The following is a 12506-nucleotide window of genomic DNA, read 5'->3' on the forward strand; positions in this document are numbered from 1 at the left end:
CGTAACGTGACTAAAGTACGTAATTGCGTTCTTGATGCACTTTCCATCAACGTCAACAACATCATTAGCTTGGTCGTGGGTACTTTCCCTCTGGACCCGACAGTGTCAAAAACGGCTGTCATCCTAACCATTTTAACAGCAACATAACAGGCTAAGTGACACCAGACACCCAATAAAACTACGCTTCGTTGACATATATCAAGTTCAATTGTAGCACGTTAACAGTTTGATGAAATCATCGTAGCGGATCGCTAGCCTTTGTCACAAATTTTCAACAAACCAACTAGTTGCGACCGTTAATTAATAAACAAGGTGAATCCAATGTCAACATTGAACCTGAGAAATCATTATCATTATTAAACATAGGGATAAGTATTGTTCATTAACATTATCGCTTAAAGTTCATTCACGAAATAGTTTAGTATTTTTAATTTGTAGTGAAATGCTATTTCAGTGATTTCTGTTACGAATTTGTAAATTCGTGATGCGTAATATGATGATGTGTATCACATTTTTATCGGCTAACTGCCTAAAAAGAGAGCATAAATGCATTTGTCTATCGTACTGGTATCCCCAGCAAGAGCAGAAAATATCGGTGCCGCCGCACGGGCAATGAAGACCATGGGGTTTACCGATTTACGAATCGTTGCCAGCGACGCGCACAACGAACCTGCGGCGCGTTGGGTTGCCCATGGATCTGGAGATATCTTAGATAATTTAACGACTTACGAAACGCTGGCCGACGCGCTGCACGATATCTCTTATACCGTCGCTACCACCGCACGCAGCCGATCTAAGTTTCATTACTACGCCACGCCCGCTGAACTGGTGCCGTTACTGGCAGAAAAAAGCCAGTGGCTGCCCAACATGGCGCTGGTTTTTGGCCGGGAAGATTCCGGCCTGACGAACGAGGAACTGGCACTCGCAGACGTGCTGACCGGCGTGCCGATGGTGGCAGATTATCCGTCGCTAAATTTAGGTCAGGCCGTGATGGTGTACTGCTATCAATTAGCATCCTTGATGCAAAATCCTGCTCCACCTCCGGCTGAGGTGGATGAAAACCAGCTTTCTGCTCTGCGTGCGCGTACCGAACGCCTGCTGACCTCGCTGAATGTCGCCGACGATCAAAAAATGGCGGAGTGGCTACAACAGCGGTTAGGTCTGTTAGGTCAGCGAGACACGGCAATGTTGCACCGATTACTGCACGATATCGAAAAAAAACTGGCAGAGTAAAATGCTGTCATACTTTTTTGTTATGGTTGAATGCCCCAAAAAGCGTACTGCGCACGGTCCGATCCGGACGGAAATAAAAACTCAGGCAGAGATACGTGAAAGGGCCGGAAAATGTGATCAAATTAGAAATTCGTTGACTTACCGGCACGTATGCTTTAACCAATAGGGTCAGACAGCACAGACAGATAATAATGACAGAGTACACAACATCCATGAAACGCATCAGCATCACCACCATTACCACCACCATCATCATTACCACAGGTAACGGTGCGGGCTGACGCGTACAGGAAAGAAAAGAAAAAAGCCCGCACCTGAACAGTGCGGGCTTTTTTTTCGGCTAAAGATCACGAGGTAACAACCATGCGAGTGTTGAAGTTCGGCGGTACATCAGTGGCAAATGCAGAACGATTTCTGCGTGTTGCCGACATCCTGGAGAGCAATGCCAGGCAGGGGCAGGTGGCGACGGTTCTCTCTGCCCCGGCTAAAATTACCAATCACCTGGTGGCGATGATTGAAAAAACCATCGGGGGTCAGGATGCACTGGTGAACATCAGCGACGCTGAACAGATCTTTGCCAACCTGCTACAGGGCCTGGCGGATGCACAGCCTGGCTTTCCTCACGCCCAGCTGAAAGCCTTCGTTGAGCAAGAGTTCGCTCAGATTAAACACGTTCTGCATGGTATCAGCCTGTTGGGGCAGTGCCCGGACAGCATCAACGCGGCACTGATCTGCCGCGGCGAAAAACTCTCTATCGCCATTATGGCGGGTCTGCTGGAAGCCCGTGGTCATAACGTCACGGTGATCGATCCCGTCGAAAAACTGCTCGCTGTTGGCCATTACCTCGAATCAACTGTAGATATCGCCGAATCTACCCGACGCATTGCGGCAGGCAAGATTCCTGCCGACCATATGATCCTGATGGCGGGCTTCACCGCCGGGAATGAAAAAGGGGAGCTGGTGGTGCTGGGCCGTAACGGCTCCGACTATTCCGCTGCCGTGCTGGCCGCCTGCCTGCGGGCCGACTGTTGTGAGATCTGGACTGACGTCGACGGCGTCTATACCTGCGACCCGCGCCAGGTGCCCGATGCCCGCCTGCTGAAGTCGATGTCTTATCAGGAGGCGATGGAGCTCTCCTACTTCGGGGCCAAAGTGCTTCACCCGCGTACTATCGCCCCTATCGCCCAGTTCCAGATCCCCTGCCTGATTAAAAACACCGGTAATCCACAGGCGCCAGGCACGCTGATTGGCGCCAGCAGCAATGAAGATGGTCTGCCGGTAAAAGGTATCTCCAACCTCAATAATATGGCGATGTTCAGCGTCTCCGGGCCAGGCATGAAAGGGATGGTTGGCATGGCGGCGCGCGTGTTTGCGGCCATGTCGCGCAACGGCATCTCGGTGGTGTTAATCACCCAGTCCTCTTCTGAATACAGCATCAGCTTCTGCGTCCCGCAGGTGGACTGCCTGCGCGCCCGCCGTGCGCTGGAAGAGGAGTTCTATCTTGAGCTGAAAGAGGAGCTGCTGGAGCCGATGGCGATTCAGGAGCATCTGGCGATCATCTCCGTAGTCGGTGACGGTATGCGCACCCTGCGTGGTATCTCCGCGAAGTTCTTTGCGGCGCTGGCGCGGGCGAACATCAATATTGTCGCCATTGCCCAGGGCTCATCGGAGCGCTCCATCTCCGTGGTAGTGAATAATGATGATGCAACCACCGGCGTGCGCGTCACCCACCAGATGCTGTTTAACACTGACCAGGTGATCGAGGTGTTCCTGATTGGCGTCGGCGGCGTCGGCGGTGCGTTACTGGAGCAGCTGAAGCGCCAGCAGGAGTGGCTGAAGAAAAAGCATATCGATCTGCGCGTCTGCGGCATCGCTAACTCAAAAGCCCTGCTGACTAACGTCCACGGACTGAATCTGGAGAACTGGCAGGCAGAGCTGGCGGAAGCGAAAGAGCCGTTTAACCTTGGCCGCCTGATCCGCCTGGTCAAAGAGTACCATCTGCTGAACCCGGTGATCGTCGACTGTACCTCCCACCAGGCGGTGGCCGATCAGTATGCCGACTTCCTGCGTGAAGGCTTCCACGTGGTGACGCCAAATAAAAAGGCCAATACCTCGTCGATGGATTACTACCATCAGATGCGCCACGCGGCGGCAAAATCCCGCCGTAAGTTCCTGTACGACACCAACGTCGGCGCCGGGCTGCCGGTTATCGAAAACCTGCAAAACCTGCTCAATGCCGGGGATGAACTGCAGCGTTTCTCCGGCATCCTGTCGGGCTCGCTCTCCTTTATCTTTGGCAAGCTGGACGAAGGCATGAGCCTGTCGGAAGCGACCAAAATGGCGCGTGAGCTGGGCTACACCGAGCCCGATCCGCGTGACGATCTCTCCGGCATGGATGTGGCGCGCAAGCTGCTCATCCTCGCCCGCGAAACGGGGCGTGAGCTGGAGCTGTCGGATATCGTCATCGAACCGGTGCTGCCGGAGAGTTTTGACCACGCTGGCGATGTCGCCACCTTTATGGCGAATCTGCCGCAGCTGGATGACGCTTTCGCCTCCCGGGTGGCAAAAGCCCGTGATGAAGGCAAGGTATTGCGCTATGTTGGCAACATTGAAGAAGATGGCGTCTGCCGTGTCAAAGTGGCGGCGGTAGACGGTAACGATCCGCTCTTCAAAGTGAAAAACGGCGAAAACGCCCTCGCGTTTTACAGCCACTATTATCAGCCTCTGCCGTTGGTCCTGCGCGGCTATGGCGCGGGAAATGATGTGACGGCGGCGGGCGTGTTTGCCGACCTGCTGCGTACCCTGTCATGGAAGTTAGGAGTTTAATATGGTCAAAGTTTATGCCCCGGCTTCCAGCGCCAATATGAGCGTCGGGTTTGATGTGCTGGGTGCGGCGGTGACGCCAGTGAATGGCGCATTGCTGGGTGATACGGTTACGGTAGAAGCGGCGGATAGCTTCAGTCTGAACAACGTCGGGCGTTTCGCCAGCAAGCTGCCGAGCGAACCGCGCGAAAATATTGTCTATCAGTGCTGGGAGCGTTTTTGTCAGGAGATCGGTAAAAACGTCCCGGTCGCCATGACGCTGGAAAAAAGCATGCCGATTGGCTCCGGGCTGGGTTCCAGCGCCTGTTCCGTCGTCGCTGCGCTGGTGGCGATGAACGAACATTGCGGCAAGCCGCTGAATAACACCCGCCTGCTGGCCCTGATGGGCGAGCTGGAAGGACGCATCTCCGGCAGCATTCATTATGATAATGTCGCCCCCTGTTTCCTGGGCGGCATGCAGTTGATGATCGAAGAGAACGGCATTATCAGCCAGCAGGTGCCAGGCTTTGATGAGTGGCTATGGGTGCTGGCCTATCCGGGCATCAAAGTGTCGACCGCTGAAGCGCGCGCTATTCTGCCGGCGCAGTATCGCCGTCAGGACTGCATCGCCCATGGCCGTCATCTGGCAGGCTTTATTCACGCCTGCTATACCCGTCAGCCAGGGCTTGCAGCAAAACTGATGAAAGATGTTATTGCCGAGCCGTACCGCACTAAACTGCTGCCTGGCTTTGACGAGGCACGCAGTGCCGCACTGGATATTGGCGCACTGGCCTGCGGCATCTCCGGTTCCGGACCGACCCTGTTTGCGCTGTGCGACAAACCGGATACGGCTGAGCGGGTGGCAGGTTGGCTGGAGAAAAATTACCTGCAAAATCAGGAAGGCTTTGTTCATATTTGCCGTCTGGATACGGCGGGCGCACGAGTACTGGGATAAACGATGAAACTCTACAATCTTAAAGATCATAACGAGCAGGTAAGCTTTGCACAGGCAGTAACGCAGGGGCTGGGCAAAAACCAGGGGCTGTTCTTCCCGCACGATCTGCCGGAATTCGGTTTGACCGAAATTGACGAGATGCTGAAGCAGGATTTCGTCACCCGCAGCACCAAAATTCTCTCGGCGTTTATCGGCGACGAGATCCCACCAGAGCTGCTCGAAGAGCGCGTTCGTGCGGCCTTTGCCTTCCCGGCACCGGTAAGCCAGGTCGAGCCGGATGTCGGCTGCCTTGAGCTGTTCCACGGTCCGACGCTGGCGTTTAAAGATTTTGGCGGCCGCTTTATGGCGCAGATGCTGACTCACATCAGCGGCGATAAGCCAGTAACCATCCTGACGGCTACCTCTGGCGATACCGGGGCGGCGGTCGCGCATGCCTTCTACGGCCTGAAAAACGTCCGCGTCGTGATCCTCTACCCGCAGGGTAAAATCAGCCCGCTGCAGGAAAAACTCTTCTGTACGCTCGGCGGCAACATTGAAACCGTCGCTATCGACGGGGATTTCGATGCCTGTCAGGCGCTGGTTAAGCAGGCCTTCGATGATGAAGAGCTGAAAGTGGCGCTGGGTCTGAACTCTGCCAACTCCATCAACATTAGCCGCCTGCTGGCGCAGATCTGCTATTACTTCGAAGCGGTGGCGCAACTGCCGCAGGAAGCGCGTAATCAGCTGGTGATCTCGGTGCCGAGCGGCAACTTTGGCGATCTGACAGCCGGCCTGCTGGCGAAGTCTCTGGGCCTGCCGGTGAAACGCTTTATCGCGGCCACCAACGCCAACGACACCGTTCCCCGCTTCCTGAAAGAGGGCAAGTGGACGCCAAATGCGACGCAGGCCACCCTGTCTAACGCGATGGATGTGTCACAGCCTAATAACTGGCCGCGTGTGGAGGAGCTGTTCCGCCGTAAAATCTGGCGTCTGAATGAGCTGGGCTACGCTGCGGTGACTGACGAAACCACCAAAGAGACAATGCGTGAGCTGAAGCAGCTGGGCTACGTCTCTGAACCGCATGCCGCGGTGGCGTATCGCGCCCTGCGCGATCAGCTGAACCCGGGCGAGTACGGCCTGTTCCTCGGCACCGCGCACCCGGCGAAGTTCAAAGAGAGCGTGGACGCGATCCTGGGCGATTCCCTGCCGCTGCCGAAAGAGCTGGCCGAACGTGCCGATCTGCCGCTGCTGTCGCACAACCTGCCGGCCGATTTTGCGGCGCTGCGTAAGTTGATGATGACGCGCGGGTGATTGTTTGTTGCCGGGTGGCGCTTCGCTTACCCGGCCTACACGAGCTCGAATTGTAGGCCCGCCAGGCACAGCGCCGCCGGGCATCAGGCCGCACAATCCAGCCGGGGACGCCTCTGCGTTACCCGGCTTTTTTATGGAGAAATTAAGGAGAGAAATAGCAGGGAAAAAGTAGAAATTCCCAATAAATGCGGATACTTACAGAATAGGATTGCAGAGAATAACATCCTACCTATCCCTCACGTAATCTCCTTACATCGGCCCACAACGGGCAGGATGAATAAGGAGTAACCTATGTCGAAACTGAAACCTGTGCTGATCGCGCTTTCTCTGATGCTGGTGGCTCCGATGGCGGCTCAGGCCTCTGAAATCACTCTGGTACCGGCGGTCAAACTGCAAATTGGCGATCGGGATAATCGTGGACACTACTGGGATGGCGGTCACTGGCGCGACCATGACTGGTGGAAATCTCACTACGAGTGGCGGGATAACCGCTGGCATCCGCATGGCGAGCATCACGATAATCGCCATCACGATCGCCATGATGACCACCGTCCGGGACCGGGCTGGAAGCATCACTAAGATTTCCCCGCCGGGCGGCGGGGAAGGTGATTACTGCTCGTGACGCTTAAACACCAGCTCACCTTTCCCTGACGCTTCCTCATCAAAGAAATAGCCTTCGCTGTCGAATGCTTTCAGCTGCTCTGGCTGGGTCAGACGGTTTTCAATGATGTAGCGGCTCATCAACCCGCGGGCTTTTTTGGCGTAGAAGCTGATCACTTTGAATTTGCCATTCTTCTCGTCCAGGAAGACCGGCTTGACGATCTCCGCGTTCAGCTTTTTCGGTTTGACCGCTTTGTAGTACTCATCTGATGCCAGGTTAATGATAACGTTATCACCCTGGGCCGCCAGCGCCGCGTTCAGCGTATCGGTGATGGTCTCTCCCCAGAACTGATAGAGATCTTTCCCTCTCGCGTTTTCCAGGCGGATCCCCATCTCCAGGCGGTAAGGCTGCATCAGATCCAGCGGGCGCAACACCCCGTACAGGCCGGAGAGCATGCGCAAATGCTGCTGGGCAAAATCAAAATCCGCTTCGCTAAAGGTTTCTGCCTGCAGGCCGGTATAAACATCGCCTTTAAAGGCCAGAATCGCCTGACGCGCGTTGAATGGGGTGAAATCGGGCTGCCAGTCGTGAAAACGGGTGGCATTCAGATCCGCCAGCTTGTCGCTGATGCTCATTAGGGTCGCAATTTGCGGAGCCGAAAGCTTACGCGCCTCGCGGATCAGCTGTTGCGAGTGATCCAGCAGTTCCGGCTGGGTATAGCGCTCGGTGGCAAGCGGGCTCTGGTAGTCGAGCGTTTTGGCAGGTGAAATCAGAATCAGCATATCCAGTCCTTGCAGAAGAATGAGTGCGACTTTAGCAAAAAAAACGCCCTGGGTGATCGATGGCTGTTATTGACGCGGCAAATCATCCCAGGCGCCGGGGGCGAGCTGTGCTTCAATCTCGGGATAACGCGAGACATCAAAGACCGGCTGGACACCCAGCTTGCGCTGACGCAGATAGTCCCGGGCAATCAGGGTCACCACCGGGGAGAGCAGCAGGATAGCCGTCAGGTTGGCGATGGCCATCAGGGCCATGATGATATCCGCCAGCTGCCAGACCGTCGGCAGGCTTAACAGCGATCCGAGCAGCACCATCAGCACAACGCCGCCCCGTAATACCCAGCGCGATCGCCGGGCATCGGGATGCAGAAAGATCAGGTTATTTTCGGCATAGATGTAATTCACCACGATGGAGCTGAACGCGAACAGGATGAGGATAAACCCGACGAATCCCGCTCCCCAGCCCCCGGTCAGGTTTATCAGGGCCTGTTGCAGCAGCTGTATGCCTGCGGTATCTGCTGGCAGATCCATAGGCCCTGCCAGCAGCACAATCATGGCGCTGGCGGTACCGATAATGATGGTATCGACGAAGACGCCGATCATCTGCACCAGTCCCTGAGAGGCCGGGTGAGGGGGACAGGAGGCGGCGGCTGCGGCGGCATTCGGGGTTGAACCCATGCCCGCTTCGTTGGAAAACATGCCGCGCTGGAAACCTGCCGTCAGGGCCTGGCTCAGGGTGTAGCCCAGCGCCCCGGCGGCCGCTTCGCGCCAGCCAAAGGCGCTTTTGACGATCAGGCTGAAGACGGCGGGTAACTGTCCGGCATGCCAGACGCAAATGACCAGGCTGCTCATGACCCACAGCAGCGCCATCGTCGGCACCATCCACTGCATCAGCCGGGCGACGCCTTTGATGCCGGTGACGATCGCCAGCAGCGTGAACGCGGCCAGCATGCCGCCGGTGATGATTTCCGGGCAGTCGAAGGCGAAGCGCAGCGCATGGGCCACCGAGTGGGCCTCGACGGTGTTAAAAATAAGACCGTAGGCGACGAGCAAAAAGAGTGAAAAGAGCACGCCCATCCAGCGCATGCCGAGGCCCCGGGCCATGTACCAGGCCGGGCCACCGCGAAATTGCCCCTGTTTATCCGCTTCCTTATAAAGCTGCGCCAGCGAGCACTCTGCGAAGGAGGTCGCCATGCCGATAATGGCGGTCATCCACATCCAGAATATCGCCCCCGGGCCGCCAGCGGAGATGGCCAGCGCGACTCCGGCCAGGTTACCGCTGCCGAGCCGGGCCGCCAGGCTGGTGCAGAGCGCCTGGAATGAGGTTAAGCCTCCCGGCTGCGGGCTCAGGCTATTTTTCAGATTAATGCGCAGTTGAGGAAGGGAGCTAAATTGAATAAACCCGCTGCGAACAGTGAACCAAAGACCTGCCGCAAAAAGCAGGTATATCATCACCGAACCCCACAGAATTTCATTAATAAACGACAGATAATCAGGCACTAACGTCCCTCGTGTTGATGCCAAAGTGCATAGGTAATCGCTTCGAGCGATTGAACAAACAGTGAATGGGTAATCTGTTAATTTGCTGAGTTTATCACAGTATCTTTCAGCGCATTGTCTGCGGTTGCGCTGACCTTCCGTCGTGTTATCATCAGGGCAGACCGGTTACATCCCCCTAACAAGTAAACCTGTCATTTTTCCGTTTCTGGCATCTTGCTGGTAACGCGAATTATCCAGGGCAAGTTAAAGAGAAACACTATCATGACGGATAAATTAACCTCCCTTCGTCAGTTCACGACTGTTGTCGCTGACACCGGAGATATCGCGGCAATGAAGTTGTACCAGCCGCAGGATGCCACAACGAACCCTTCTCTGATCCTTAACGCTGCACAGATCCCTGAATACCGTAAACTGATCGACGATGCCGTTGCCTGGGCGAAAAGCCAGAGCAGCGATCGCGCACAGCAGGTAGTGGATGCTACCGACAAACTGGCAGTGAACATCGGTCTGGAGATCCTGAAACTGGTTCCGGGCCGCATCTCCACTGAAGTGGATGCGCGTCTCTCTTACGACACCGAAGCGTCCATCGCGAAAGCCAAACGCCTGATCAAGCTGTACAACGATGCGGGTATCAGCAACGACCGTATCCTGATCAAACTGGCTTCCACCTGGCAGGGCATTCGCGCTGCAGAGCAGCTGGAAAAAGAGGGCATCAACTGTAACCTGACCCTGCTGTTCTCCTTCGCGCAGGCGCGTGCGTGTGCAGAAGCGGGCGTCTACCTGATCTCGCCATTCGTGGGCCGTATTCTGGACTGGTACAAAGCCAACACCGATAAGAAAGAGTACGCGGCAGCGGAAGATCCGGGTGTGGTTTCCGTTACCGAGATCTACGAGTACTACAAACAGCACGGTTATGAAACCGTGGTGATGGGCGCAAGCTTCCGTAACGTGGGCGAGATCCTGGAACTGGCTGGCTGTGACCGTCTGACCATCGCCCCTGCGCTGCTGAAAGAGCTGGCAGAAAGCGAAGGCGCAATCGAGCGTAAGCTGAGCTTCAGCGGTGAAGTGAAAGCCCGTCCAGAGCGCATCACTGAATCTGAGTTCCTGTGGCAGCACAACCAGGATCCAATGGCGGTAGACAAACTGGCGGACGGTATCCGTAAGTTTGCCATCGACCAGGAAAAACTGGAAAAAATGATCGGCGACCTGCTGTAATCATTCCAGCGTGACCGGGCTCCCGGTCACGCTACCTTTCTCATACCCTGTCTGAATCGCCTTCCTGCGTGTATCATTCCCCTCAATCTGTATTGTTTGAATGGAATGGATATGAATACCTTACGCATTGGCTTAGTTTCCGTCTCAGATCGCGCCTCCAGCGGTGTCTATGAAGATAAAGGCATCCCCGCGCTGGAAGCCTGGCTGGCGTCTGCCCTGACTACGCCGTTTGAAGTACAAACCCGTCTGATCCCCGACGAGCAGGCCGTGATTGAGCAAACCCTGTGTGAACTGGTGGATGAAATGAGCTGTCACCTGGTGCTGACAACCGGCGGTACCGGTCCGGCACGACGCGATGTGACCCCGGACGCAACGCTTGCCGTCGCCGACCGTGAAATGCCGGGCTTTGGCGAACAGATGCGCCAGATTAGCCTACACTTTGTGCCAACGGCCATCCTGTCACGCCAGGTCGGTGTGATCCGCAAGCAGGCGCTGATTCTCAATCTCCCGGGCCAGCCAAAGTCGATTAAAGAGACGCTGGAAGGCGTTAAAGAGGCTGACGGCAAAGTGGTGGTGGCGGGAATCTTTGCAAGTGTACCGTATTGTGTACAGCTTCTGGAAGGACCTTACGTCGAAACCGATCCGCAGGTAGTAGCAGCTTTTCGCCCTAAAAGCGCGAGACGTGAAACAATATCCTGAAATTAACCAGAATGTGACATAAGCTGTAACGGCAGTAGCGTGCTGATTGATTTACGGTATAGTAATTTTTTCTTTACGATAGCTGTAAATATAACTCAACAATTCAGCCCAGAATGGTTCGCTATGTCACATTACAACCGGCCCCTCAATCGACAGGATTATAAGACCCTCACGCTTGCCGCACTCGGCGGCGCGCTGGAGTTTTATGACTTCATCATTTTCGTCTTCTTCGCCGCTGTCGTCGGGGAGCTATTCTTCCCGGCTGACATTCCCGAATGGCTGCGTCAGGTTCAGACCTTTGGCATTTTCGCCGCTGGTTATCTGGCGCGCCCGCTGGGCGGCATCGTGATGGCCCACTTCGGCGATCTGGTCGGGCGCAAGAAGATGTTCACCCTCAGCATCCTGCTGATGGCGGTACCTACCCTGGCGATTGGCCTGCTGCCTACCTATGCCTCCATGGGCATTCTCGCGCCGGTCCTGCTGCTGCTGATGCGTATTCTGCAGGGGGCGGCGATCGGCGGTGAAGTACCAGGGGCATGGGTATTTGTGGCGGAACATGTTCCGGCCCGGCGGATCGGCATTGCCTGCGGCACACTGACCGCAGGACTGACCGTCGGCATTCTGCTGGGCTCGGTGGTGGCGACGCTGGTGAATACCAGCATGACCCAACAGGCGGTACACGACTGGGGCTGGCGTATTCCATTCCTGCTGGGCGGCGCGTTTGGTCTGGTCGCCATGTATCTGCGCCGCTGGCTGCAGGAGACACCGGTATTCCTTGAGATGCAGCAGCGTAAGACGCTGGCGCAGGAGCTGCCGGTGAAAGCGGTGGTGGTGCGGCACAGAAAGGCGGTGGTGGTGTCAATGCTGCTCACCTGGCTGCTCTCGGCGGGTATCGTGGTGGTGATTTTGATGTCGCCGGTCTGGCTGCAAAAACAGTATGGCTTTGCGCCGGCGGTGACGCTGCAGGCTAACAGCATCGCCACCATCATGCTGTGCTTTGGTTGCCTGATTGCCGGGCTGGCGGTGGATCGTATCGGCTCCAGCCTGACCTTTATTATTGGCAGCCTGCTGCTGGCCGGGTCGAGCTGGGCGTTTTACCATCTTGCGGGTAGCCATCCTGAACAGCTGTTCCTGCTGTATGGCACCGTGGGGCTTTGCGTAGGTGTGGTTGGGGCGGTGCCGTATGTGATGGTCCGCGCCTTCCCGCCTGAGGTGCGCTTCACCGGTATTTCGTTCTCCTATAACGTCTCGTACGCCATCTTCGGCGGCCTGACGCCGGTTGCCGTAACCCTGCTGATGGGGATATCGCCGATGGCGCCCGCCTGGTATGTGCTGGCGCTCTCGTTGATGGGACTGGCGCTGGGGATCTGGCTGCGCCAGAAACCGGTAGAAGTACCGGTCCTCGCGGGATAGCAAAATGCCGGGCTGGGCC

At 56.0% G+C, this 12506-nt stretch carries 12 protein-coding genes and 1 other annotated feature; of the genes, 10 read left to right on the top strand and 2 right to left on the bottom strand.

From position 1 onward, the window contains the following. Positions 1 to 6: 6 nt before the first annotated feature. The 7 genes from yjjY to GNG29_RS03565 all read left to right on the top strand — a co-directional run bounded on the left by yjjY (position 7) and on the right by GNG29_RS03565 (position 6859). Positions 7 to 147, top strand: coding sequence for a protein YjjY (yjjY, locus tag GNG29_RS03535; protein ID WP_001541509.1), 141 nt, complete (start codon positions 7 to 9; stop codon positions 145 to 147). Between the two features lie 399 nt (positions 148 to 546). Then, positions 547 to 1233, top strand: coding sequence for a tRNA/rRNA methyltransferase (locus tag GNG29_RS03540; protein WP_103178194.1), 687 nt, complete (start codon positions 547 to 549; stop codon positions 1231 to 1233). Between the two features lie 212 nt (positions 1234 to 1445). Further along, positions 1446 to 1514, top strand: coding sequence for a thr operon leader peptide (thrL, locus tag GNG29_RS03545; protein WP_103181027.1), 69 nt, complete (start codon positions 1446 to 1448; stop codon positions 1512 to 1514). Beyond that, positions 1453 to 1571 (top strand) — a sequence feature (Thr leader region). Its footprint overlaps the gene before it by 62 nt. A 25-nt stretch (positions 1572 to 1596) precedes the next feature. Further along, positions 1597 to 4059 carry a bifunctional aspartate kinase/homoserine dehydrogenase I gene (thrA, locus tag GNG29_RS03550; protein WP_156653894.1) on the top strand — a complete coding sequence of 821 codons (2463 nt, stop codon included), beginning with the start codon at positions 1597 to 1599 and terminating at the stop codon, positions 4057 to 4059. Position 4060: 1 nt separating this feature from the next. Beyond that, positions 4061 to 4990, top strand: a complete 930-nt coding sequence (gene thrB / locus GNG29_RS03555) for a homoserine kinase (RefSeq protein WP_103178196.1) — start codon at positions 4061 to 4063, stop codon at positions 4988 to 4990. 3 nt (positions 4991 to 4993) lie between these two features. Then, positions 4994 to 6280, top strand: coding sequence for a threonine synthase (gene thrC, locus GNG29_RS03560; RefSeq protein WP_103178197.1), 1287 nt, complete (start codon positions 4994 to 4996; stop codon positions 6278 to 6280). Positions 6281 to 6571: 291 nt separating this feature from the next. After that, a complete protein-coding gene (locus GNG29_RS03565) occupies positions 6572 to 6859 on the top strand; it encodes a DUF2502 domain-containing protein (RefSeq protein WP_103178198.1) in 288 nt (95 codons plus the stop codon). Between the two features lie 30 nt (positions 6860 to 6889). On the opposite strand, the gene yaaA is transcribed toward GNG29_RS03565, so the two are convergent. Continuing rightward, positions 6890 to 7663: a peroxide stress protein YaaA gene (gene yaaA / locus GNG29_RS03570; RefSeq protein ID WP_103178199.1), complete on the bottom strand. Its 774-nt coding sequence runs from the start codon at positions 7661 to 7663 to the stop codon at positions 6890 to 6892. A gap of 66 nt (positions 7664 to 7729) precedes the next feature. Further along, positions 7730 to 9160 (bottom strand): sodium:alanine symporter family protein, encoded by a 1431-nt coding sequence (locus GNG29_RS03575; protein WP_103178200.1) that lies wholly within the window; start codon positions 9158 to 9160, stop codon positions 7730 to 7732. A gap of 261 nt (positions 9161 to 9421) precedes the next feature. Between GNG29_RS03575 and tal the strand changes: the two genes are divergently transcribed. The 3 genes from tal to GNG29_RS03590 all read left to right on the top strand — a co-directional run bounded on the left by tal (position 9422) and on the right by GNG29_RS03590 (position 12487). Further along, positions 9422 to 10375, top strand: coding sequence for a transaldolase (gene tal, locus GNG29_RS03580; RefSeq protein ID WP_103178201.1), 954 nt, complete (start codon positions 9422 to 9424; stop codon positions 10373 to 10375). A 111-nt stretch (positions 10376 to 10486) separates the two neighbouring features. Beyond that, on the top strand, positions 10487 to 11074 hold the full coding sequence (gene mog, locus GNG29_RS03585; RefSeq protein WP_103178202.1) for a molybdopterin adenylyltransferase: 588 nt from the start codon (positions 10487 to 10489) through the stop codon (positions 11072 to 11074). A gap of 123 nt (positions 11075 to 11197) precedes the next feature. Next, complete coding sequence (locus GNG29_RS03590) at positions 11198 to 12487, top strand: MFS transporter (RefSeq protein WP_156653895.1); 1290 nt, start codon at positions 11198 to 11200, stop codon at positions 12485 to 12487. Positions 12488 to 12506: the final 19 nt, after the last annotated feature.

Source organism: Leclercia sp. Colony189 (genome assembly GCF_009740165.1).
Classification (GTDB): Bacteria; Pseudomonadota; Gammaproteobacteria; order Enterobacterales; family Enterobacteriaceae; genus Enterobacter.

Excerpts from the sequence above, each read along its gene's own strand:
- GNG29_RS03590 (WP_156653895.1), top strand. The coding sequence starts at position 11,198 with ATGTCACATTACAACCGGCCCCTCAATCGACAGGATTATAAGACCCTC.
- tal (WP_103178201.1), top strand. The coding sequence starts at position 9,422 with ATGACGGATAAATTAACCTCCCTTCGTCAGTTCACGACTGTTGTCGCT.
- thrB (WP_103178196.1), top strand. The coding sequence starts at position 4,061 with ATGGTCAAAGTTTATGCCCCGGCTTCCAGCGCCAATATGAGCGTCGGG.
- GNG29_RS03565 (WP_103178198.1), top strand. The coding sequence starts at position 6,572 with ATGTCGAAACTGAAACCTGTGCTGATCGCGCTTTCTCTGATGCTGGTG.
- thrA (WP_156653894.1), top strand. The coding sequence starts at position 1,597 with ATGCGAGTGTTGAAGTTCGGCGGTACATCAGTGGCAAATGCAGAACGA.
- mog (WP_103178202.1), top strand. The coding sequence starts at position 10,487 with ATGAATACCTTACGCATTGGCTTAGTTTCCGTCTCAGATCGCGCCTCC.
- yaaA (WP_103178199.1), bottom strand. The coding sequence starts at position 7,663 with ATGCTGATTCTGATTTCACCTGCCAAAACGCTCGACTACCAGAGCCCG.
- thrC (WP_103178197.1), top strand. The coding sequence starts at position 4,994 with ATGAAACTCTACAATCTTAAAGATCATAACGAGCAGGTAAGCTTTGCA.
- GNG29_RS03540 (WP_103178194.1), top strand. The coding sequence starts at position 547 with ATGCATTTGTCTATCGTACTGGTATCCCCAGCAAGAGCAGAAAATATC.